This is a genomic window from Arthrobacter oryzae (assembly GCF_003634095.1).
GTDB lineage: Bacteria > Actinomycetota > Actinomycetes > Actinomycetales > Micrococcaceae > Arthrobacter > Arthrobacter oryzae.
In genome coordinates, this window is the sequence record NZ_RBIR01000001.1 from 126,960 (window position 1) to 146,886 (window position 19,927).

The 19,927-nt window shown below is 64.6% G+C and carries 23 protein-coding genes; 10 read left to right on the forward strand and 13 right to left on the reverse strand.

Annotated features, from left to right (window positions below):
- Window positions 1-709: 709 nt before the first annotated feature.
- From C8D78_RS00665 to C8D78_RS00675, 3 genes are read right to left on the reverse strand one after another with little or no spacing between them, the layout of a single operon-like run.
- Complete coding sequence (locus C8D78_RS00665) at window positions 710-1,600, reverse strand: AAA family ATPase (protein WP_120949977.1); 891 nt, start codon at window positions 1,598-1,600, stop codon at window positions 710-712.
- Window positions 1,601-1,618: 18 nt separating this feature from the next.
- Window positions 1,619-3,070, reverse strand: coding sequence for a Mu transposase C-terminal domain-containing protein (locus C8D78_RS00670; RefSeq protein WP_147429507.1), 1,452 nt, complete (start codon window positions 3,068-3,070; stop codon window positions 1,619-1,621).
- On the reverse strand, window positions 3,067-3,654 hold the full coding sequence (locus tag C8D78_RS00675) for a recombinase family protein (protein ID WP_167467817.1): 588 nt from the start codon (window positions 3,652-3,654) through the stop codon (window positions 3,067-3,069). The genes C8D78_RS00670 and C8D78_RS00675 overlap by 4 nt, the downstream gene beginning before the upstream one ends.
- Before the next feature lie 430 nt (window positions 3,655-4,084).
- Here C8D78_RS00675 and C8D78_RS00680 point away from each other — a divergent pair, with 430 nt between their 5' ends.
- The 4 genes from C8D78_RS00680 to C8D78_RS00695 all read left to right on the forward strand — a co-directional run bounded on the left by C8D78_RS00680 (window position 4,085) and on the right by C8D78_RS00695 (window position 6,989).
- Window positions 4,085-4,405: a carboxymuconolactone decarboxylase family protein gene (locus C8D78_RS00680; RefSeq protein ID WP_120949979.1), complete on the forward strand. Its 321-nt coding sequence runs from the start codon at window positions 4,085-4,087 to the stop codon at window positions 4,403-4,405.
- Entirely contained in the window at window positions 4,395-4,844 is a 450-nt protein-coding gene (locus C8D78_RS00685) for a (R)-mandelonitrile lyase (protein WP_244208166.1), read from the forward strand. The genes C8D78_RS00680 and C8D78_RS00685 overlap by 11 nt, the downstream gene beginning before the upstream one ends.
- On the forward strand, window positions 4,841-5,872 hold the full coding sequence (locus C8D78_RS00690; RefSeq protein WP_147429508.1) for an alpha/beta hydrolase: 1,032 nt from the start codon (window positions 4,841-4,843) through the stop codon (window positions 5,870-5,872). The genes C8D78_RS00685 and C8D78_RS00690 overlap by 4 nt, the downstream gene beginning before the upstream one ends.
- Window positions 5,873-5,966: 94 nt before the next feature.
- Window positions 5,967-6,989 carry an alpha/beta hydrolase gene (locus C8D78_RS00695; protein ID WP_208641829.1) on the forward strand — a complete coding sequence of 341 codons (1,023 nt, stop codon included), beginning with the start codon at window positions 5,967-5,969 and terminating at the stop codon, window positions 6,987-6,989.
- A 226-nt stretch (window positions 6,990-7,215) separates the two neighbouring features.
- On the opposite strand, the gene C8D78_RS00700 is transcribed toward C8D78_RS00695, so the two are convergent.
- The 3 genes from C8D78_RS00700 to C8D78_RS00710 form a co-directional block, all read right to left on the reverse strand.
- Window positions 7,216-7,818, reverse strand: coding sequence for a flavodoxin (locus tag C8D78_RS00700; RefSeq protein ID WP_244208167.1), 603 nt, complete (start codon window positions 7,816-7,818; stop codon window positions 7,216-7,218).
- A 265-nt stretch (window positions 7,819-8,083) separates the two neighbouring features.
- Window positions 8,084-8,941 (reverse strand): aldo/keto reductase, encoded by an 858-nt coding sequence (locus tag C8D78_RS00705; protein WP_120949983.1) that lies wholly within the window; start codon window positions 8,939-8,941, stop codon window positions 8,084-8,086.
- Between the two features lie 82 nt (window positions 8,942-9,023).
- Window positions 9,024-10,397, reverse strand: a complete 1,374-nt coding sequence (locus C8D78_RS00710) for an MFS transporter (protein WP_120949984.1) — start codon at window positions 10,395-10,397, stop codon at window positions 9,024-9,026.
- Window positions 10,398-10,528: 131 nt separating this feature from the next.
- Between C8D78_RS00710 and C8D78_RS00715 the strand changes: the two genes are divergently transcribed.
- Window positions 10,529-11,452, forward strand: a complete 924-nt coding sequence (locus tag C8D78_RS00715) for a helix-turn-helix transcriptional regulator (protein WP_120949985.1) — start codon at window positions 10,529-10,531, stop codon at window positions 11,450-11,452.
- 136 nt (window positions 11,453-11,588) lie between these two features.
- Complete coding sequence (locus C8D78_RS00720) at window positions 11,589-12,137, forward strand: recombinase family protein (RefSeq protein ID WP_120949986.1); 549 nt, start codon at window positions 11,589-11,591, stop codon at window positions 12,135-12,137.
- Between the two features lie 200 nt (window positions 12,138-12,337).
- Here C8D78_RS00720 and C8D78_RS00725 read toward each other — a convergent pair whose 3' ends face one another.
- Window positions 12,338-12,919: a hypothetical protein gene (locus C8D78_RS00725; RefSeq protein ID WP_147429509.1), complete on the reverse strand. Its 582-nt coding sequence runs from the start codon at window positions 12,917-12,919 to the stop codon at window positions 12,338-12,340.
- A gap of 478 nt (window positions 12,920-13,397) precedes the next feature.
- On the opposite strand from C8D78_RS00725, the gene C8D78_RS00730 reads away from it, so the two are divergent.
- Entirely contained in the window at window positions 13,398-14,120 is a 723-nt protein-coding gene (locus tag C8D78_RS00730; RefSeq protein ID WP_120949988.1) for an AAA family ATPase, read from the forward strand.
- 89 nt (window positions 14,121-14,209) lie between these two features.
- Here the strand turns inward: C8D78_RS00730 and C8D78_RS00735 are convergent, their stop codons facing one another.
- Window positions 14,210-14,482, reverse strand: coding sequence for a DNA gyrase subunit A (locus C8D78_RS00735; RefSeq protein WP_120949989.1), 273 nt, complete (start codon window positions 14,480-14,482; stop codon window positions 14,210-14,212).
- A gap of 92 nt (window positions 14,483-14,574) precedes the next feature.
- Here C8D78_RS00735 and C8D78_RS00740 point away from each other — a divergent pair, with 92 nt between their 5' ends.
- Window positions 14,575-15,429 carry an aminoglycoside phosphotransferase family protein gene (locus C8D78_RS00740; protein WP_120949990.1) on the forward strand — a complete coding sequence of 285 codons (855 nt, stop codon included), beginning with the start codon at window positions 14,575-14,577 and terminating at the stop codon, window positions 15,427-15,429.
- Window positions 15,430-15,479: 50 nt separating this feature from the next.
- Here C8D78_RS00740 and C8D78_RS00745 read toward each other — a convergent pair whose 3' ends face one another.
- A complete protein-coding gene (locus C8D78_RS00745; protein ID WP_244208168.1) occupies window positions 15,480-15,812 on the reverse strand; it encodes a hypothetical protein in 333 nt (110 codons plus the stop codon).
- A gap of 495 nt (window positions 15,813-16,307) precedes the next feature.
- Here C8D78_RS00745 and C8D78_RS00750 point away from each other — a divergent pair, with 495 nt between their 5' ends.
- Both C8D78_RS00750 and C8D78_RS00755 read left to right on the forward strand, forming a co-directional pair.
- The gene (locus C8D78_RS00750; protein ID WP_120949991.1) at window positions 16,308-17,330 is read left to right on the forward strand and encodes an LLM class flavin-dependent oxidoreductase; all 1,023 of its coding nucleotides are present in this window, start codon (window positions 16,308-16,310) and stop codon (window positions 17,328-17,330) included.
- Window positions 17,331-17,491: 161 nt separating this feature from the next.
- Window positions 17,492-17,725 carry a hypothetical protein gene (locus tag C8D78_RS00755; RefSeq protein ID WP_120950620.1) on the forward strand — a complete coding sequence of 78 codons (234 nt, stop codon included), beginning with the start codon at window positions 17,492-17,494 and terminating at the stop codon, window positions 17,723-17,725.
- Window positions 17,726-17,837: 112 nt separating this feature from the next.
- Here C8D78_RS00755 and C8D78_RS00760 read toward each other — a convergent pair whose 3' ends face one another.
- The 4 genes from C8D78_RS00760 to C8D78_RS00770 form a co-directional block, all read right to left on the reverse strand.
- Window positions 17,838-18,689 carry an alpha-amylase family glycosyl hydrolase gene (locus C8D78_RS00760; protein ID WP_244208169.1) on the reverse strand — a complete coding sequence of 284 codons (852 nt, stop codon included), beginning with the start codon at window positions 18,687-18,689 and terminating at the stop codon, window positions 17,838-17,840.
- Window positions 18,690-18,697: 8 nt separating this feature from the next.
- Entirely contained in the window at window positions 18,698-18,934 is a 237-nt protein-coding gene (locus C8D78_RS19780) for a hypothetical protein (RefSeq protein WP_208641830.1), read from the reverse strand.
- Window positions 18,931-19,227, reverse strand: coding sequence for a hypothetical protein (locus C8D78_RS00765; RefSeq protein WP_147429510.1), 297 nt, complete (start codon window positions 19,225-19,227; stop codon window positions 18,931-18,933). The genes C8D78_RS19780 and C8D78_RS00765 overlap by 4 nt, the downstream gene beginning before the upstream one ends.
- Window positions 19,228-19,421: 194 nt before the next feature.
- Window positions 19,422-19,904 carry a sensor histidine kinase gene (locus tag C8D78_RS00770; RefSeq protein ID WP_120949993.1) on the reverse strand — a complete coding sequence of 161 codons (483 nt, stop codon included), beginning with the start codon at window positions 19,902-19,904 and terminating at the stop codon, window positions 19,422-19,424.
- Window positions 19,905-19,927 lie beyond the last annotated feature (23 nt).

A 19,927-nucleotide genomic window follows, 5' to 3' on the forward strand; every position in this document is an offset into this window, starting at 1 on the left:
GGTTGGAGCGGAGATCAAAGGCCGCCGGCTCAATGCCGAGCCGGCCGGCAGTGTCGTCGCAAGGGACTTAGACGACCCGTGACGGCAGCTTAATTCGGTCCGCTGGCCCGTGCTGTCCGGCTGCGAGGATGGCTTCGGAGACGGCGGGGCACACGCCCGATAAGGTCGATCCGATCCGTCAGAAACGGAGGTTGTTGGCCATTCGGAGCTACCCCCATCAACGCGGTTCAAGTGCGTCAGCCGACCGACTTCGAAAAAGGGCCAACTAAGTTGGAACAACCGCTCATTGAAGCGATCGAAAGTTCCCGCGAACACTGGGGTCAATTATGGAGATTTGTATAGATAGATCGGAATCTCACACTAAGTTCAAGAACGGGCATCCATTTGGAAGAACTTGTCGGCCTATTTGCAAGACTTGCAAATAGGCCGACTGTGAACTCGGTGTGAGGTTTCACGCTATTTGAACCTGTTCCGATTTACATGGAAAAGCGTCCCGATCTAGTTGAACCAGCGACTGATTCTGTGAGGTCGAAGGCTAGTTGGCGGTTTGAACGCTGGTTGGCGTAAGGGGACTAGTGGTTTGGTCTCACAACGATCGGTTAATGAGACAGGCGGGCGGCCTTGCCCGGGCTTCGGGAGTTCCCGGCGCGGCAAGGATTGTAATTGTCCGCGGTATTTGGCGGGTATTTAGCGGCGCTATTTGGCGCGCTCATGTGCCGATCAGTAGGGTTTCGCGGGCGGTTTCGACGACTTCCTTGGTGATGCTGTGGAGCTGGTTGATGTCGCGGATGCGCGTGATCTGAGTGAAGAGGCGTTGGATGAGCCGGAAGTTGCCATTGGTGATGCGGGCGACAGCGGCGAGGGCTTCGGCATCGGTGAAGTCGTCGGGGTCGATGGTGAGGCCGAGTTCCTGCCAGCGGTTTGCCAGGACGAAGGTGAGTTCCTCGGTGCTGAGGGTCCGGTAGTGGTGGGCGAAGCCGATGCGGCTATAGAGCTGGGGGTAGCGGGCGAGGCGTTTTTCGATGCCGGGCATGCCGATAAGGATGACCCCCATGGTGTGGCGGTCGTAGTAGTCCCTGACCTGCTCGAGCGCTGGAGGTTTGAGCCGGTCGGCCTCGTCGATGATGAGGAGTTCGGTCAGGCCGGATGCCCGGGAGTCGCGGTGCTCAAAGATATCGATGTTGCCCTCCCGGGCGTATTCGACCGCCCAGGAAATTCTCTGGCAGATCCGAGGCAGTTGCCGGTCGATCTCTCGGGGGCTGATAGTCACGGTGGGGGTCCAGAACGCTGTTCTGGCCTCGAGCACACGGGCAGGGACGGGCTCGGTGTTGGTTTCACCGGTCCGTTGCCATTGTTCCCATTCGGTCGCACCGGCGTAGGCGCGTGCGGAGAGGGTCTTACCGACGCCGGGCGGCCCGTAGCAGACGCCGATGTGGCGGTTGGTGCGTACCGCAGTGACGAATTCGATGAAGCGCCGATGCTCCTTGGTGATGAGAAATGCCGGCGTCTCGGGCGGGACCGGTGGCGGAGCGGCGGAAATTTCGCCGAGATTGTTGAAGAGGAAGCGGCGTCCGTCGTCATTCTCATCCTTGGCGGTCATGGGCGTTCCTCTCATGGGTCAGTCTTCGGCGTAGGTGCGGAGCCGATGCCGTTTTGGATCCGCGGGTCGCCCACCGGTTTCGGCAGGTTCGGCGGATGCCGGCGCTGCGTACCGGTCGTCGGCGGGGAGTGCGTCGGCCAGGCTGAGTTTGGTGCGCAGCTGCTTCTTCAGTTCGTTCCGACGTGCTGATCGGGCCGCCTTGAGCTGCTTGAAGGTGACAGAACCGGCGGCGAGTTCCGGGGCGATGGCACGGCAGAGGAACGTGTCTTGGTGCCAGACGCGGATCTCGGCCATGTCACGGGGGCTATAGCGGATGGTGACGCTCTCTCCGACGAAAGCGGAAAGTGTGAGGTCCAGGTAGCGCAGGCCATTGAATTGAATGCCGTCGCGGTGGACGATGCGCTGGTGTGCGACGGTCAGGAGCAGAAGGTCAAGGTCCTCGGGCCGGGCTGGCATTCTGGGGATCCATCCGCCGGCCTGCCAACGTGCTGTGGGGATCTCTCCGGTTTCGGAGTGCGTGCGCTGGTTGTACTCGTCAACGATGAACCGCTCGAGCGCGGTGTCGAGCTGTTCGAGGGTCATCGTCGGTGCCGTCACCGGGATCCCGCGGGTGCCGTGCGGGATGAAGCCGGGCAGGTGCGGCAGGAGCCCGTCGGTGAGGGTGCGATAGAACCGCTCGATCTTCCCGCGGCCCTGCGGCACGCCGGGGAGGGAATGGATGAGGCGGATGTGGGTGTCAAGGCAGACGCGATCGAGGTGGGTGCTGGTGAAATCGGCGCCGTGATCGCTGTAGAGGAGATCGGGCAGACCCATGACGGGCCAGGCCGGATGCTTCTTGCGCTGCACGGCCTGGTGAAGGGCCAGTGCCGTCTGGAGCGCGGTCGGCGCACCGGTGAAGACGGTGTAGCCCGCGACGGCGCGGGAGTAGTCATCGAGTACGACGGTCAGCCACGGGCGCGCGCGGGCGCCGCCGGCGTCGACGATCTCGATGTCCAACTCCGTGTGGTCGCACTGCCACTGCTCGTTCGCGCGGCTGGCGGTGCGCCGGTAGACCAGCTCGAACCGGTCACGGTATGCGGCGTCGCCTTCGAGCGCGATGGTGCGCAGTCCGGGATCGATGGCGGCAACGACCGCTCGGACCGTCGAGTAGCCGGGGGCGGGAAGGCCGCGGTCGAGCGCGACGTCACCGATCCGCCGGTGGATGAACGCTATGGTCGGCGCCGGCCGGCGGAGCGCGAGGCCTTCGATCGCGCCCACGATTTCGGGCGGGAGCGAATGACTCCCGCGGTCCGAGCGTGGCTGGCGGACCAGGGCCTCGACCGAGCCGCAGGCGCGGAATTCTGCCGTCCACCGTTGCAGCGTGCGGAGGGGGATGTCGGCCTGACTGGAGATCCGGGCGAGGGGAACACCGTCATCGAGGTGCTGCCGGAGCAGTGCCGCGCGGTCTTCGGCCGACAGCCGATGCTTCATAACCGGCGGTCTTCGGCCGCCTGACGGTGGCGGTAGAGCGTCGCGCGGCTCCAGCCGACAAGTCGGGCCGCGTCCTCAGCGGAGCGACCCTTCGCGCGTGCATCCTGGGCGATCGCGAGCTTATCGGCGATAACGAGCGGGTCGGACAGGGGCCGGCCGAACCGGGTTCCGCCCTGCCGCGCCGCGGCGATGCCCGCGTTCACGCGTTCGACGATCAGCTCCCGCTCGTACTCGGCAAGGGTCGCGAGCATGTTCAGCATCAGGCGGCCCGACGTTGTTGTGGGGTCAATTCCGTCCGAGATGGACCTCAAGTTCACACCGCGCTCCCGCAGCAGGTTCACCGTGTTCAACACATCGATCAAGGACCGGCCGAGCCGGTCCACCCGCCACACGACGACGGTGTCCCCCGGCTCCACATACGCGAGGAGCTTTTTCATCCCGGGCCGCTCAATAGCGGCCTTGCTCCCGGACGTGACGTCGGCGAACACATCGCGTTTCTGAACCCCGGCGTCGACAAGTGCATCGAGCTGCAACTTCGCGTCCTGGCCCGACGTACTCACCCGCGTATACCCGAGATGTCTCACCCGGCCATTGTGCCTCAGAAACCCCCGTCCGGCACGCGCCTGAGACGATTCACGGTGAGACATCTTTCCAAGACACGGGGCGGCCCGACAGGACGCCGATTCCTTCGACCCTCCGGGACACGACGTCCGTGTCTCGAAAAACTGTTGCTTTTCGAGACAACCCATCCCGGGCTCGTCGCCAGTCAGCTGTCCCACTCCTTGGCGCTGCCGGATGTCGGAACTCGGACGCCGCGCTCGTCGTCGTGGCGACCGTCGCGCTGCTGACCAGTCGCAGCAGTGATATACAGACGCTGGCCCGTGGAGGCCGATGCGACGGCCTCGCGCGATGAGCGCCCGATAGGTGTAATGACAGTTCCTCCCTTCTTCCGTCGAGCACGCGTAGCGTCGGAGGCGGGAATGACCGGTTCTCGCTTATCTCAGGAGGGATTGCATGGCACAGGAGAAGAGTCGGGCGCAGCAGTTGGTGGGGGACATCGCGCCGAAGTTGGCGGAGCTGACCGACGAGGTGTTGTTCGGCGATGTGTGGGCGCGCCCCGGGCTCTCGCCGCGGGATCGCAGTCTGATCACCGTCGCAACGCTCACGGCACTCGGACGCACCGATCAGCTCCGGTCCCATCTGGGTCTGGCGCTGGACAACGGCGTGACCCAGGAGGAGCTGGCCGAGCTCGCTACCCACCTCGCCTTCTACGCCGGTTGGCCGGCCGGGATGAGCGCTGCCACGACGCTCAAGCAGGTCCTCGATGCCCGCTGACGATGTGAGCGAGGACCCGATGGTCGTCCTGCCCGCGCCCGCCACGGTGAAGGCGGCGGCGGACCGGTTCACGGGCGACGTGTGGGTAGATGGCATCACGAACGGTGCCGGTCCTGGCACGGCGACGCTCGCGGCCGTGCGTTTCTCGCCGGGCGCGCGCACCGCGTGGCACCGCCACGCGAATGGCCAAACCCTGCATGTGACCGACGGCCGCGGGATCGTTTGCAGCCGCGACGGGCATGCGATCGCCATGAAACCCGGAGATACCGTTTACACCCCGCCTGGCATCTGGCACTGGCACGGCGCGGCGCCCGATTCGTTCATGACGCACCTCGCACTCTCCGTCGCCGGCGGCGATGTCGAATGGGACGAGCACGTCAATGATGACGAGTACACCAACGCCACAGCCAGTGTTGAGGCCAAGAGTAGGACCCGATGATGGTCGAGGATGCGAGAGCATCCGGGGAGCCTGCCGCTCCGCTGGCGATCGCGGCGCAAGGCAGCTTCGCCGTCGGCGGCGCCATCGTGACCAGGGACGGAAGCTTTGACCCTCGGAACCCGATGGATCCTGCCGGGCAGACGCTGCACGGCGACCACGCCCGTGTCAGCTATCAGGTCCCGGTTGCTGCGCGCCCGTTGCCGCTGCTGTTCTGGCACGGCTGGTGGGTGGACAGCAGTTGCTGGGACACCACACCTGACGGTCGTGAAGGGTTCCGCACCTTGTTCCTACGCCGCGGGTACGGTGTGTATCTGCTTGATCAGCCCCGGCGCGGTTCGGCGGGCAAGACGACGAGGGCCGCCGAGATCAGCACCGGGCCGAACGAGCAGTGGTTCTTCAACCAGTTCCGCCTCGGTCTGTGGCCGGACCTGTACGAGGGAGGCCAGTTCTCCTCCGATCCGGCGGCGTTGGAGCAGTTCTTCCGGGCGATGGTGCCCGACACCGGCCCGTTGGACACCGAAGTGATCGTCGCGGGGGCATCAGCGGCGATCGACCGCATCGGTCCGTTGGTGCTGGTCACGCACTCCCACGCCGGCGGTTTCGGGTGGCTCGCCCGGCTGCGCAACGACAACGTGCGCGCGGTCGTCAGCATCGAACCCGGCAGCGGGTTCGTCTTCCCCGAGGGCGAGCTGCCCGGGACGATGCCCAGCTCGAACGGCACGCTGGAGCCGGTGTCCATTCCGCTCGAAGAGTTCGAGGCGCTGACGCGGGTGCCGATCATCGTCTACTACGGCGACAACATCCCGACCGCGCCGACCGACATCGCCGGCCGCGACAACTGGCGTGTGCGCGTGGAGATGGCCCGCATCTGGGTCGACACGATCAACCGCCACGGTGGCGACGCGACGTTCGTGTCGCTGCCGGAGCGGGGCATTCACGGCAACACCCACTTCGCATTCAGCGACCTCAACAACCACGAGATCGCCGACCAGATCGCGGCGTTCCTCGCCGCGAAGAAGCTCGACTGATCACCGATCAGTCAGGGCCGCCCGGGCGCGACGACGACGGCGCGAGAAGCAGCAACCGTCCCGGCCCGGGCATCCGAGTGAAAAGGAGATGAACATGAACGACACGAACTTCGCCGCGGAAGCGGGGCCGGTGCACGACTACCGTCAGAACCCGTTCGGCCTCGTCTACGAGTACGCCATCACGGAGAACGAGCCGGGGAAGGTCAACATCCACCCCGTCAATTACATGTTGCGTGGGCTGAACATCGCCGCAAACGTCTACACCCCGGCAGGCTACGACCCGACCGGCAAGTATCCGGCGATCACTGTGGCCCACCCCAACGGTGGCACCAAGGAGCAGGTCGCCGGCCGGTACGCGCAGCGCCTCGCGGAGCAGGGCTACATCACGGTCACCGCGGACGCCGCCTACCAGGGACACAGTGAGGGCGAGCCCCGCAGCGTGGACAAGCCCTTCTTCCGCACCGACGACATTCACGGCATGGCCGACTTCATCGCCGGTTTCCCGGGCGTGGACGCCGACCGGCTGGGCGCACTGGGCATCTGCGGCGGCGGCGGGTACACGTTGAAGGCGGCCCAGTCCGACAAGCGCTTCAAGTCGGTCGCCACGGTGAGCATGTTCAACTCCGGCCGCGTCCGACGCAACGGCCTCCAGGACTCGGCACTGGACACCATCCAGGACCGGCTGCGGCAGGCATCCGCTGCCCGCGCCCAGGAAGCTGCCGGCGGCGAAGTCCTCTACGCCGGGGATGCTGACCTGACGGACGAGCAGATCGCGGCCCTGCCGTTCGACCTGTACCGGCAGGGCTACAAGTACTACTGGGGGACTCACGCCTGCCCGGGCTCGACCTTCAAGTACACGCTGAGCAGCCTGCTGGACCTGATGGCCTTTGACGCTACCGACCAGCTCCAGCTCATCGACGTGCCGTTGCTGATGATCGCCGGAAGCGAAGCCGACACGAAATATATGAGCGAGGACGCGATCCCGAAGGCGACCGGCACCGAGGATAAAGAGCTGTTCCTCATCGAGGGCGCCCGGCACATCGAAACGTACTGGATCGACAAGTACGTGGATGCTGCGCTGGAGAAGCTTGTGGCCTTCTACGCCAGAAGCATCTAGACGCAACAGAAAAGCCCCGGCGACGCCGCAGCCTGGATCAGGTGAGGGCGCCGCTGCCGCGCAGGGCGACACGGGACTGCGGTGTTCCCTCCGTTCGCCAGGCCCTCAAGCATCGGCGCGAAAGCTCTCGCGTGAGCCGGTTTGGCTGCCACGAAGTCCACTGCGAGAACCCACACCCACGTCGGCGCGCCCGTCACGGAAACCGGGAACCGGTTGGTTGGCGGGATCAGCCTGTGGCGCGTGGTCGATCTTGAAGGAGTCCGGTGCGGCGCAGCCAGGATTCGATGGCCGGTCCGGCGTCGCGGACTTCCTCCCCCCGCACTGCGAGTCCTTCGCCGATGGTCGCTCCGGGGCAGGATCCGGCGTAGTCCCTTTCGGTGGTGCCGAGTCCGCTCATGGCGTGGGTGGTGACGGGGTGGATGGATTTTCCGCTGAAGTCGTGGCTTTCGGTGAATGTCGTCATGATCATGGGTGCCCGGACGTTCCAGATGCCGCTGGCCAGCAGCACGGTGTCGTACTGGTCGATGGAGGGCAGATGGTTGACGATGGCCGGCCGGGCGTTGGTGTTTTGTTCGCGGACGTTCCGTGCCACGGTGGCGTCGTAGCTGTCCGGGTAGGGATCGACGGCTTCGATGCGGTGCACGTCGCACTTAATGAGTTTGCTGATGGCATCGGCCAGGACCTGGGTGTTGCCGACGTCGAGGCTGGTGCGGCCCCCGTAGAAGTAGTTCTCCCCGGCACGGGAGAAGTAGGCCAGCAGAACCCGTCCGCCATTTCCGGGACCCGGAATCCCCTGGGCGGAGCCGAGGGTGGTTGGGTTTGGGGGCATGGGCGTGTTCCTTTCGTCCGGTGCGCAGGCTGATGTGCCGGTAGCGATCATGGCAGCGCCCAGCCCGGTGGCAGCGGAGTGCAGGACCGAGCGCCGGCCAATAGTTCGTGGATTTGTGGTCATCACGGGTCTCCGGGTCGGGTGAAGGGCCAGCGTTGGCATCCCTGCTCGCGGTTTAGGGTGCGTTTCAAGGTGCGGCCACGGCCCGGTGCGGACACTGTCCGTTGGGGTGACCGGCCGTCACCCCAACGGACGGAGGGTCCGTTTAGTTGTAGCGGCGTCCTCCCAGCCAGCTGACCATGGCGGGGTCGCGGTGGTCGAAGAAGAGGCTGGCACCGGTGTCCAGGGTCGCGATCTGGCTCATCTGCTCCTCCGTGAGCTCGAAGCCGAAGACGTCGAGGTTCTCGGCCATCCGATCGGGCCGGACGGATTTGGGGATGACGACCACCTCGCGCTGGATGAGCCAGCGGAGCACCACCTGGGCGACAGACTTGCCGTGGGCCTCTGCGATGGCGCTGAGGACCGGATCGGTGAAGAGGTTGTTCTTGCCCTCGGCGAAGGGGCCCCAGGACTCGATCTGGACGCCGCGTTCGCGCATCAGCGCCTGGTCGGCGGCGCGCTGGTGGAAGGGGTGGGTCTCGATCTGGTTGACGGCCGGGACGATCTCGTTGTGGTCGATGAGGTCCACCAGCCGGTCGGGGTGGAAGTTGGACACGCCGATGGCACGGGCCAGGCCTTCCTTGTGGAGATCCTGCATGGCCCGCCACTCGCTGTAGTAGTCCCCGAGCGGCTGGTGGATCAGGTACAGGTCGAGATAGTCCAGTCCGAGCCTGCTGAGTGAGTTTTCAAAGGCGCGCCTGGTGTCGTCCTGGACGCTGCCGGTCGGGGCGTGCTGGATCCAGAGCTTGGTGGTGATGAAGAGGTCCTCGCGGGCGATTCCGCTGGCCTTGATCGCGGCGCCGACGGCGGCCTCGTTGCCGTAGGAGGCGGCCGTGTCCAGATGGCGGTACCCGGCGGCGAGGGCGGCCTCGACGGCGGCCTGGGTTTCGTCGTCGGGAATCTGGAAGACGCCAAAGCCCAGGATGGGCATCTGGACGCCGTTGTTGAGGGTGACGGTCTGCATGGGGTTCCTTTGTGCGGGTGTGCGGGTTATGGGTTGGTTTAGGGACGGGGTCGTGGCGGGGGCTGTGGTTCTGGGACCGTCCTTAGTGCTGTGGTCGTTTCGCGTGCCGTAGTCGCAGGGACGCGGCGATGAGGATGAGCAGGACGACGGCAGTGATGCCGAGACCAAGGCGGAGCCCGTCCATGAAGTCGTGCCCGGCGAGCAGGGCGCCATAGATCGCGACCCCGAGGGAGCCTCCGACCTGCCGGGCGGTATTGACGACTCCGCTGGCGGTCCCGGCCCGTTCCGCGGGCACGTCGTCCATGACGAGAGCGATGATCGGGGGAACGGTGAAGGACCCGCCGACGCCGACGGGAACCATGACGAGCGCCACGGCCAGGACCGGGGCATCGGCGGGTAGCAGCCACAGTCCGGCCAGGCCCAGGGCCATGAGTAGTTGGCCGGCGGCGATCATGGCCACGTTGCCGTAGCGGGCCATCAACCGGGCGGCCAAGGGGTTGAGGAGGGCGACGAGGCCGGTCATCGGAAGGAACAGCAGCCCGGTTTCCAGCGCCGTGGCGCCGCGTTGCTGCTGGAAGTAGAGGCTCTGGAGGAAGACCACGCCGTAGAAGGCGGCCATCGTGACGACGGCGATTGCCAGGGTGGTGGAGACCGTGCGTGAGCGGAACAGGTCCAGCGGGACCATGGGGTGTTTTCCGCGGGCCTGCGCCAGCACGAAGACGGCCGCCGATGCCGCGGACACGGCGAACAGGGTGAGGATTCCGGGGTTTCCGTAGCCGACTTCCGCGCCTTCGATGATGCCGTAGGTCAGGCTGGCCAGGGCCAGCACGGCGGTGACCTGCCCGACCCAGTCAAAGGGTGTCGGACGCCGGGGCGACGGCATGACGCGGGCGAGCACGAACAGTGCTGCCGCCCCGACGGGAAGGTTGACGAAGAAGATCAGCCGCCAGTCGAGCTGGGTGAGGACGCCGCCGAGCACCGGGCCGGCCGCCGCGGCGACGGAGCCGCCCAGTCCCCAGTACACGATGGCCCTCCCGCGCTGGGCCGCGTCGTGGTACGCCTCCCGGATGAGCGCAAGGGAGCTGGGGGTGATCATCGCCGCGCCGATGCCCTGCAGGATGCGGCCGGCGATGAGTACCTGGAGATTCGGGCTGAGCCCGCATGCCAGGGACGCAACGGTGAACAGGATCATGCCGAGGCCGTAGGCGCGTCGTGCCCCTGCCCGGTCGGAGAAGGTCCCGGAGAAGAGTTGCAGGGCCGAAAACATCAGGGTGTAGCCGGTGACGATCCATTGCAGGCCGGACAGGCCGCCCCCGAGGTCGTTCCGGATCGCGGGCAGGGCGACGTTGACGATCTGGGCATCCAGGGCAACAACGAAGAATCCCAGCATGGCGACCGCCAGCGAGGCGCGCGGCCGGGCCGCTGTTTGCGAAGGGCTGAGCGTGGATACAGACATGGTGTCCTTGCAGGATGGGGAAACTGGACTCCTTCAAGACAACCAGCCAATTCCTGCGCGCGGCAGTGCCTCTTGTGCGGTGTACTGGCAGTTCCTGTTAGGCCGGACCGGGCCGCCGTAGCGTAGAGGCCATGGAGAACAGTAAAGACGTCCGCGAGTTCCTCATGAGCCGGCGGTCACGCATCACTCCGGCCCAGGCCGGGCTGCCCGCCTACGGCGGAACCAGGAGGGTGGCCGGCCTCAAACGCGAGGAAGTCGCCATGCTCACCGGCGTCAGCACCGAATACTATGCCCGGCTAGAACGCGGGAACCTGCGGGGAGTCTCCGAAAGCGTCCTCGAATCCCTCGCCGGCGCCCTCCGGCTCGATGAGGCTGAACGGGCCCACCTGCTCGACCTCGCCAGGGCAGCCGGGCCAGCGCGGGCGCCGGGAACACGCCGTGTGAGGGCGGAACTGCGGCCCAGCGTTCAGCGGATCCTGGCCGGAATGACCGGCACGCCCGCCTACGTCCGTAACTCACGCATGGACATCCTGGCCGCAAACAGCCTCTGCTTCGCACTCTACGACGGCATCCTCAGCCCCGAGACGCTGCCCCTGAACCTCGCACGGTTCATGTTCCTGGACCCACGCTCCCAAGACTTCTTTCTCGAATGGGACACCCTCGCTGATGACCTCGCCGCCGCGCTCCGCACCGAAGCAGGCCGCAACCCGCGCGACAGGGCCCTGAACAGCCTCATTGGTGACCTCGCCACGGGAAGCACCGAATTCTCCACCCGCTGGGCACGGCACAACGTCCGCTTCCACCGCTCGGCGACCAAGACACTGCACAACCCGCTCGTTGGAGACATAGAACTCACCGGCGATTCCCTCGAACTCCCCGGCGAGGATCTGACCCTCATCGCCTACACCGCCGAACCCGGATCCCATGCCCAGGAACAACTCGACTTCCTCACCAGCTGGAACATAACCGGAAAACGTCCGGCAGAACCGACTCCAGCCAACGCACACACCCCAACGACCCCGCCAACTGAAGGCGAGTCGCAGGACCGGCCATGAGCGCCAAATATCGCTGCGAATAACACGCCAAATATCTCTGCGATTCACAGTCCTGGATTGTCTCGATATGCCGTCTAACAACCAGTAGTCTCACAATGGCAAATTGCTCGGGAATAAGAGAATAATGAGGGCGGCTATGGCTGTGATCGGGTACGCGAGGGTTTCCACGACGGAACAGAACCTTGACCTGCAGCTCACGGCACTTCAGGCCGCTGGCGCAGCCCGGACCTTTGCCGACAACGGAGTCAGCGGTTCCACGGTGGAACGTCCTCAGCTCTCCAAAGCCCTCGACCGGCTTGAAGCTGGTGACGTGCTCACCGTGTGGAAGCTCGACCGTCTTGGCCGAAACACCCGGCACGTCCTGGACCTCATCGAGAAGGTCCGGGCACAGGGCGCAGGTTTCCGGTCCCTGACCGAGGGACTGGACACCACGGGGCCCATGGGCACTGCCATGTTGACGATCATGGCCGCATTCGCACAACTGGAGCGCGACACCATGATCGAACGCACCAGGGCAGGACTCGCCGCGGCCGCCGCCAACAACCGCCACGGCGGCAGGCCACGCAAGGTCGATGACGTTGCCGCTGCCAGGGCCAAGGAGCTTAAGGGCAAAGGAGTCAACGCCTCCGATATCGGCAAGATGCTCGGAGTCTCCCGCGCAACCGTCTACCGGTACCTTGCATAGGCAATACGGAGAGGGGCTCCGGCACCCCGCCGACACCCAAACGGGCGCCCGTCACGGTCAGGCAGGTCGCTTCGAGCAGGTGACGTTCTGGCCTGCCGAACCTTCGGGCCGTTCCGCCAGCGATTCTGATGTTCGAACGCTCAGAGACTGAAGCCGTGTCGCAGGACGCCCAGTGGCTGGACGGCTGTTACTGCTAAGGGCTAGGGCCGATTCAGAGCCGTGTACTCGGCCCCCAGTTCCTTTGCGAGTTTCTGCAGGTCCTTGCCGCTGGCCGGCGCATGCAATGCCTCGGACGTGTCTACGACCAGCCAGTTCTTGCCAGACACGACAGAGACGGGCTGGGTTTTGGCGTCTGCGTATACCTGGTAGTCCGCTTTCCGGCCCGCTTCATCCTTGAACCAGTCGATCTGGACGTGGCCCGAGCACACGGCGGATTCGGCTTTGATCCCTTTCTCGTCCAGGGCCTTGTTGATGATCGGATCGGTCGTGGGCTTCTTCTCGCAGCCCAGGACTTTGTCAACGGCGTGGAGGGCATCGTCGAGGGAGCCGAATTCGGGTAGTCCCTGATCTACCGACTGCTGTGCAGCTGGCTGTTGCGTTGCTGGCTGTTGCGTTGCTGGCTGTTGTACAGCTGCCGGCTGTCCAGCGGCCGCGCAACTTGAAAGCAGGCACCCCAGCGCCAGAGCGGCGGCGGCATTCCTGTATTTGAGCTTGCCCATCGTCTTCAGGCCCCCACTTGTTTCGCTGAAATTATCCTGACTGCTGGTTGAAAAGTAACACATAAAGGGTATGTGAAAAACGATTCATAAAATCGGTTTACTTTCCCGATGTCTCTGGCCTTGGCCTGGCGTGTCCCGTTCACGTTAGGGCCGTGCTGCCCGACTTGCCTGGAGTGTTCAGCGCCACGAGATGGTACTCAGAACGCCTCTTTTGAATACCGCACCATCGGAGCCCTTGACCATGCAACGGTAGCTGTGGAGCGGCCTAAGCGGGACAGTTTTGCGGGCGGGGTGTACGCGAATTTCGGATTCCAGCATCTGTATGGGATTTTTCGCGGCGGGAGATCGGGCCGAGGGTGTCGCGGTGGGGGACCGGCTTACGGGCAAGTCTGTACGGACGGGGTGCGAGACATGATTCGCCGTGTTTCGAGGGTGGTGGGTGCCCGGAGGGGTGCCGTCGATGGTTCGGGCCACTTCTTGCCTCCCGTTCACCCCCTCTCAGTTGGGGGAAGACAGCGAGAGGTGCCTGTAAGAATGGGGCATGCCTCCACATAATTTTCCGATCAGACGGGTGGCTGAAGACCCGGCCCACCTTCTCGGCCGCGGTCGGTGGCCGGGTGCCCTGGCCCCTGTCGCCCAGGTTCTCGACCAGGGGCTCGATCTGACTCCGGCCACTATCTTCGTCGGTGAAAATGGGTCGGGAAAATCCACTCTCGTGGAAGCCATCGCGCTGGCTTATGGCTTGTCTCCTGAAGGCGGATCTACAGGGGCCCGCCACAGCACTAGATCTACCGAATCCATACTCGCCGATCACTTGCAGCTCGTCCGGAACGCCGGCGCCACAAGACGCGGCTACTTCCTGCGGGCGGAGACAATGCACGGCTTCTTCACTTACCTCGAGAAGAACCCGAGCACGTCCGGTCCGGACATCTCGTTCCACGACATGTCACACGGCGAATCGTTCTTGGAACTGGCGGTGGATCGTTTCCGAGGACGTGGATTGTGGGTGCTCGATGAACCGGAATCGGCGCTCTCCTTCGCCGGATGCCTCAGCCTCCTCACTGTCTTGAAAGATCTCCTCGCCGAAGGCTCCTCACAGGTCATCATGTCAACACACTCGCCTGTCCTCGCAGCACTTCCCGGCGCGCAGATTCTCGAAGTCGGCCCGTGGGGACTTCGGCAGCAGAAATGGTCCGACCTCGATCTGGTTTCCAACTGGCGGTCGTTCCTGGACTCGCCTGAAAGATACCTGCGCCACCTTTAGGGAAGGCCCGGTCAGGGATCGGCTTCCGAGCATCCCAGTCACTCGAGCGGCGATGAAAAAAGCAGCAACTGATGGACGACGCCGAGTCTTCAGCGCCCATCAGGCAGCCTTGATCTAAGTTCTTCTGCAAAGGAAGCGATGGCCTGACGCCGGTCTCGGGTAAATGCTTTCGCCTGCAGCTCCAGGACTGCCCGGCTGCCAAGCTCGCCCAAGCCCAACAGCTGACCCACCCGACGGATCGCTTCGTCCATGTCCTGTGAATCCTCGATCACCTTGAAGACCTCGTCCCGCCGATCCATCGCCTGCACCAGAGCCTCGTGGAGCATCAACTGCTGCCTCATCTGCCGCTCGTCCTCATCCATGCGGCGATTCTCGCACGACAAAGGTAGAGGACATGAGGTCCCGGTAGGGGATCCCTCCGCGGGACGTTCGGTGTAATGGCAGACTGCTGGCTATGAGCACTCGTGAGCGTGACGCCTCCGCGGCTTGGTCGGCTCTTCGGAGTGTTTGGTCGGATTTGGCGTGGACAAGCCCCGTCTACAGTCATGGAGCTTTTCATCATGTCGCGGTGCTGGGCTCAACCGGCGCCGTGCGTGTGTCCTTTGCCGCTAACCATGAGGCGCAGATCGCCCGCGAGAGCGCTGTGCTCCTCGCCGTCAGCAATGTCGGGCTCAAGACCCGCATCCCGCAGCTCCTTCGAACACTGACCGGTGGCACCTGGTCAGCGATGGCGTCCACAGTCATCGAGGGAGCCCATATGGCGGATCGGCCGTGGCATGAGGTCCGGCACTACTTCGCCGATATCCTCGACGACCTCCAAGGTGCGCAGCTACCGGCTGGCTTGCCTGCTGCACGCTCGTGGTGCGGCGGAAACTCCTGGCCTGACGTCGTTGAGCGCATCACGGCAGATTTCGGCTCTCCTGTGCGGGACGCTGCTCAAATTGTGGTGCGGGAGGTTCTCAGTCTCGAGGAAGATGTGACCCCTTCCCTCGTCCATGGTGACTTCGGTCCGCACAACATTCTGTGGGATGAGTCAGGCGCACCAGGCCTTATCGACTTCGACAACGCGTGTACGGCAGACCCTGCTATCGATGTTGCTCCCCTCATCGGGTTTTACGGCGCGGCCAAAGTAGGGGAAATTGTGGACGCAGACGTGCTGGCGCGAGCGAAGGTGTACCGCGCATCTCTACCCCTGCAGGTAGCGGCGGCCGCAGCGCTTGGCGCAGACCGCAAGCTCCAAAGCCACGCACTGTCGAACTTCGCGCGCCGGCTTGAGGCAGGAACACTTCACGATCCAGCAGCTACCTAGACATGCACGATCAGGGATCCTCGTACGGGACGCTGGCGCCGAGTCTGGCTCTACCCGTTCTCACGTCCAGGAAGAGGGGCCCCGGCCAAGAATGCCTCATAGGCTTCGCGGGCGTCCTCTTCCACCATGGGTTGTTGAGAGCTGTAGCGGCCGTCAGTTCGGTCACGCTTGGGTCCTGAGAGCCAGTATTCCTCGCCCGAGTCGACGTCGTAGAAGTTTGAGTCGAAATTTGCGTGAGAAGTACCCGTCACCCGATGCAGTGTGCGCCCCTGAAAATACGCGGTGCGCCAGGTCTCACTGAAGCGCACGCGCGAGATCCAGGACGGTCCTTTGTCCGTTCCATGGCCTGTCTTCAGCTGGACGTACATGATGCGTTCATTCACCTGCTCAGAGTAGTGACACTTAGCGTCCCAGTCGACGATCCCTTCCGGGCCCCACCCGGGCGCCAAATAGCGCCGCAAGAAGACCGCCATTTACCGCCGAAAGTCACAGCAAGGATCGCCGCTGTTTCGAAATGCCGTCCAACAACAGGCAGTCTCACAACAGCGAGTTGTTCGGGTTTAAGAGAACATGGGACGGCTAGTGGCTGTGATCGGGTACGCAGGGCACGGGCGTACTGGCGGCGGTTCACGAAGCCTTCGGCATCCTCAAGACGGCCATATGGACCGGCGGGACGCCGGAACCCTTGCCGGAACTGCCACTCTTTCTCCGCCAGGAAACTGCGACCCTGAATGATTCACTGCCACTGTGCGACCCGTAAGGGAGGCGACGGGCGGGCCGCGTCTCCGGCCGTGGCGGGGGCGGCCAGTGTCGCCGGAGGGGTGCGGGGCTGAGGCCCCGCGGGAATAAGAACCCCCGCCAAGAGGTTGGTTTGTGGTGTGAAAAACATCGGATTCCTATCCTTCGGCCATTGGACTGACCACCCGGAGTCCGGCACGCGCAACGCGTCGGATGCGCTGTTGCAGGCGATCGACCTCTCGGTCGCTGCCGAGGAGTTGGGGGCGGATGGCGCTTACTTCCGTGTCCACCACTTCGCGCAGCAATACGCCTCCCCGTTCCCGCTGCTCGCTGCGATCGGGGCACGGACAAACGGCATTGAGATCGGTACCGGCGTGATCGACATGCGCTACGAGAACCCGCTCTACATGGCGGAGGACGCCGGCGCGGCCGACCTGATCTCGGGGGGACGGCTGCAGCTGGGCATCAGTAGGGGTTCACCCGAACAGGTCATCGACGGGTGGCGTCACTTCGGCTTCGCCCCCCGCGAGGGCGAGTCGGACGCCGATATGGGCCGCAGGCACACCGAGCGTCTGCTCGAGGTGCTCACTGGCGAGGGCTTCGCGGCGCCGAGCCCCCGCCCGATGTTCCCGAACCCTCCGGGACTGCTGCGCGTGGAGCCGTACTCGGAGGGCCTGCGCGAGCGCATCTGGTGGGGTTCCGGTTCGAACGCCACGGCTATCTGGGCGGCGAAGCTCGGCATGAACCTGCAGAGCTCCACGCTCAAGGATGACGAGAGCGGCAAGCCGTTCCACGTCCAGCAGGCCGAGCAGATCGAGCTCTACCGGCAGGCCTGGAAGGAGGCGGGGCATGAGCGGGAGCCGCGCGTCTCGGTCAGCCGCAGCATCTTCGCACTGACGGACGAGCGCGACTGGCAATATTTCGGCCGCGACCGCCACAGCTCCGACCAGGTGGGCAACATCGACGAGAAAACGCGCGCGGTCTTTGGCCGGTCCTACGCGGGTGCCCCGGATGAGCTGGCCGCGAAGCTGGCGGAGGACGAGGCGATCGCCAGCGCAGATACCCTGCTGCTCACGGTCCCGAACCAGCTCGGTGTCGACTACAACGCCCACGTCATCGAGTCGATCCTGAAGTATGTGGCGCCGCAGCTCGGCTGGCGCTGACCCCGAATGGCAGATTCCCCCTAGGAGACTGCTGAATTAGGGGCTTGGTCGCCTGCGGGGGTCGCGAACGTGGAAGCTGCGCTGGATAGCCGGCGCCCTTGCCTGAGCCCGTCCCACGGCGGAATCTGTACACGCGACTTCGTCGGTGCCACACTGCGTTGATGAACATCCTCGAGTGGTGGCCTCTGGTCGACGCGGAAACACGCGGCTGGCTCATCGAGCACAACGGCGAGACGCTGCCGCCGGATGTCATCGCCGACATCATGGCGGCTACCGGAGGCACGACAGAATCTGCGTGGTGGGCTGGCGAAGCAGCAGACGGTCCCCAGCTTTCCGACCAGGCTGTGGATTGGATCGAGGCTGTCGCCAACGATGAGGAGCCGACTGCCGGCTGATATCTTCCGCCGCATCCCGCAGGCGTTCCTCTATCGGACCGGCTTGCGGGCAGTCGATGCGTCTTGGAGGCCCGCCGGAAGAACCTTGGATAGAGCGCCTCTCGCAGTTGCTTTAGCCCAGGACGGCCCACCCCCGTGGTGGAACCAGGACGACGTTCGCACCGTCATCGAGTGTCGCTTGTCCGGCTACGACGGTGGTGGCGCCCGCGGCGCTGATCCGCTGGGTGTCGTGCGAGAGGTTCAGTGCGACCACAAGCGCATCGGCGTCAACCGCGACGCGGTAGGCAAGCACCTCATTGGAGAGCTGGAGGACGTCTGTGGTCGCACGGTGCAGCCATGGGTTCCGCCTCCGCACCCCTATGAGCTCCTGGTGCACGGCGAAGATGGGTCCTCCCACGGCCGAGAGCTGGTCGGGAGAGGGCGGGAAGAGCGGCCTCACGTCGTCGTCGCCCCCTGCCCTGTCCTCCTTGACGCCCCGGTAGCCCTGCTCGTCGCCGTAGTAGATGGACGGCGTTCCGCCGACCGTGAGCAGGACGACGACGGCATGCGGGACGAGCGCTGCATCGGTGAGCTTGCTCGCGATGCGGGTGACGTCGTGGTTGCCGATGAAGGTGAGCGGTGCGTAGGAGCCCAGGAGCGCGTTGTGTCGTTCGAATGCGGCTGCGAGTTCGAAGAAGTTCGCGTCGTTGAGCGAACTCCAGACAGCCTTCCAGAGCTCGTATTGCGTGGCGGAATCGAGGCCGCCGGACCGGACCGCTGCTGCATAGTCGCCGTGGATGTACTCGCCCACGAAGTACGCGTCCGGATGGGATGCGCGGACGTGCGCCGTGACCGTGGCCCAGAACGACGACGGGACGGCATAGGCGGCGTCGAGTCGCCAGCCGTCCGCACCCCGGCGCAACCAGTGCTCCATGACTTCAACGACGAAATCAGCGACTGCGGGCTCGTCATGGTTGAGCGCCACGAGGTGACTTAGTATCCGAGGTGGTCACGAAGGTCTGCTCCCTTGGGCTCCCCGGCGTGAGCGCGACGATATAGTTCCTGATCGACCAGGCCGAGGAGTTCGCCGGCGACGGCCTGTCCCACGAGTTTCTGCACCTGGCGCAGCGACTGGCGCAAGTTCAGAAGGTCTTCATCGGGTACCAGCGACCACATTCCAAAACGGCAGAACAGCCGGCCCCCGCGCTCGGGTTTTACTTGTCCGCTCATGCGGCCACCCTCCCGGCAAGATCCGGGTGGTGTCCACGACGAGTGCGCCTTGAGCGTTGCGCCGTAAGGGTTTTGACCCCGGCCCCGGAGAGGGTCTTGAGCGCATCCGGGGAGCCGGGGTGGAGCTGGCCTGGGTCCAGGTGAACATCGAAGCCGGGCAGGACGCGCCCGGCGCGCCCCACTAATGCGAGGAGGGCGCGAACATTGTCGGACGTGAGCCGGCCGGCAGGACTTAGAGTGACGGTCGTGGCGTCCATGTCGACTGCAACGGTGACGGCGAGTTTGGCGGTCATAGAAGTCGGGTCCTCAACGAAGAACTGGAAGCCTTCTGCCTGACCTGTTTCCAGAATACAGAGACTGCCGGTGGCACCCAAAGTTTCTCGTGCCGCACGTCACATCACGTCACGCCGTCCGTGAATCCGCACTCCCATCCGACGCCAGTCTTGAGCCTGCGCCGGCCCCGAGCAGAAGAACGGCGCAGCCGATGCTAGTCCAGAGGCAGTGTTATCGTCACACAGGTTCCTGCGGCGGGGGACGATTCGATGATCATGTCTCCGCCGGCAAGGCCTACGGCCGCTCGCATGAGGCGCAGTCCCATCCCCGTGTGCCGACCAACCATGGCTGCCGGCACGTCGAAGCCACCGCCGTCGTCGGTTACTTTGAGTTGGATGCTGTGGCTCAGGCCCTGAGTGACGCAGCCGAGCCGGATTGTCACAGTTGAAGCGTGGGCGAATTTGTAGACATTGCTGAGGAGTTCCTGTGCGGCCCGGTACAGAAGAGTTGCGGATTGCCGGTCCACTTCCATTCCGTGGTGCGGAGTCTCCAGGTGCACCGCGGCTCCGCGTTCGCGGAGTGGAAGAGTCAAGCGGTCGATTGCGCCGGTTACCCCGAGGGCATGGAAGTCGACCGGGTGCGTATCGGTGAGGACGCCACGTACGGCGACGACGTCATCGCTCAGTAGTGATTTCATGCTCTAACTCTGCGCTTGCTTCG

What these genes read in the sequence shown, in the direction of transcription:
- C8D78_RS00665 (WP_120949977.1), bottom strand. Translation starts at nt 1,600, where the DNA reads ATGACCGCCAAGGATGAGAATGACGACGGACGCCGCTTCCTCTTCAAC.
- C8D78_RS00670 (WP_147429507.1), bottom strand. Translation starts at nt 3,070, where the DNA reads ATGAAGCATCGGCTGTCGGCCGAAGACCGCGCGGCACTGCTCCGGCAG.
- C8D78_RS00680 (WP_120949979.1), top strand. Translation starts at nt 4,085, where the DNA reads ATGGCACAGGAGAAGAGTCGGGCGCAGCAGTTGGTGGGGGACATCGCG.
- C8D78_RS00685 (WP_244208166.1), top strand. Translation starts at nt 4,395, where the DNA reads ATGCCCGCTGACGATGTGAGCGAGGACCCGATGGTCGTCCTGCCCGCG.
- C8D78_RS00690 (WP_147429508.1), top strand. Translation starts at nt 4,841, where the DNA reads ATGATGGTCGAGGATGCGAGAGCATCCGGGGAGCCTGCCGCTCCGCTG.
- C8D78_RS00695 (WP_208641829.1), top strand. Translation starts at nt 5,967, where the DNA reads ATGAACGACACGAACTTCGCCGCGGAAGCGGGGCCGGTGCACGACTAC.
- C8D78_RS00700 (WP_244208167.1), bottom strand. Translation starts at nt 7,818, where the DNA reads ATGCCCCCAAACCCAACCACCCTCGGCTCCGCCCAGGGGATTCCGGGT.
- C8D78_RS00705 (WP_120949983.1), bottom strand. Translation starts at nt 8,941, where the DNA reads ATGCAGACCGTCACCCTCAACAACGGCGTCCAGATGCCCATCCTGGGC.
- C8D78_RS00710 (WP_120949984.1), bottom strand. Translation starts at nt 10,397, where the DNA reads ATGTCTGTATCCACGCTCAGCCCTTCGCAAACAGCGGCCCGGCCGCGC.
- C8D78_RS00715 (WP_120949985.1), top strand. Translation starts at nt 10,529, where the DNA reads ATGGAGAACAGTAAAGACGTCCGCGAGTTCCTCATGAGCCGGCGGTCA.
- C8D78_RS00720 (WP_120949986.1), top strand. Translation starts at nt 11,589, where the DNA reads ATGGCTGTGATCGGGTACGCGAGGGTTTCCACGACGGAACAGAACCTT.
- C8D78_RS00725 (WP_147429509.1), bottom strand. Translation starts at nt 12,919, where the DNA reads ATGTGTTACTTTTCAACCAGCAGTCAGGATAATTTCAGCGAAACAAGT.
- C8D78_RS00730 (WP_120949988.1), top strand. Translation starts at nt 13,398, where the DNA reads ATGCCTCCACATAATTTTCCGATCAGACGGGTGGCTGAAGACCCGGCC.
- C8D78_RS00735 (WP_120949989.1), bottom strand. Translation starts at nt 14,482, where the DNA reads ATGGATGAGGACGAGCGGCAGATGAGGCAGCAGTTGATGCTCCACGAG.
- C8D78_RS00740 (WP_120949990.1), top strand. Translation starts at nt 14,575, where the DNA reads ATGAGCACTCGTGAGCGTGACGCCTCCGCGGCTTGGTCGGCTCTTCGG.
- C8D78_RS00755 (WP_120950620.1), top strand. Translation starts at nt 17,492, where the DNA reads ATGAACATCCTCGAGTGGTGGCCTCTGGTCGACGCGGAAACACGCGGC.
- C8D78_RS19780 (WP_208641830.1), bottom strand. Translation starts at nt 18,934, where the DNA reads ATGAGCGGACAAGTAAAACCCGAGCGCGGGGGCCGGCTGTTCTGCCGT.
- C8D78_RS00765 (WP_147429510.1), bottom strand. Translation starts at nt 19,227, where the DNA reads ATGACCGCCAAACTCGCCGTCACCGTTGCAGTCGACATGGACGCCACG.
- C8D78_RS00770 (WP_120949993.1), bottom strand. Translation starts at nt 19,904, where the DNA reads ATGAAATCACTACTGAGCGATGACGTCGTCGCCGTACGTGGCGTCCTC.